Annotated in this window: 1 protein-coding gene; it reads left to right on the plus strand. The window is 68.7% G+C overall.

Annotated features, from left to right (window positions below):
• Positions 1-217, plus strand: a 217-nt coding sequence (locus ADK64_RS47295; protein WP_234384594.1) for a hypothetical protein, incomplete at both ends; no start/stop codon positions are given.

Raw genomic sequence — 217 nt, forward strand, 5'->3', positions numbered from 1 at the left:
GCGGCTTTGGTGGTGGCGCGGGGTCGTTTGATGCAGGCGTTGCCGGCTGGTGGTGTGATGGTGGCGGTGGAGGCGACGGAGGAGGAAGTAGTTCCGCTGCTGTCGGAGGGTGTGAGCATCGCTGCCGTCAACGGGCCTACGTCGCTGGTGCTGTCGGGTGTCGAGCATGCGGTGCTGGCGGTGACCGGGGGCCTGGGCGGTCGTCGGGTGAAGCGGT

The sequence above is a fragment of the Streptomyces sp. MMG1121 genome (assembly GCF_001280015.1).
Lineage (GTDB): Bacteria > Actinomycetota > Actinomycetes > Streptomycetales > Streptomycetaceae > Streptomyces.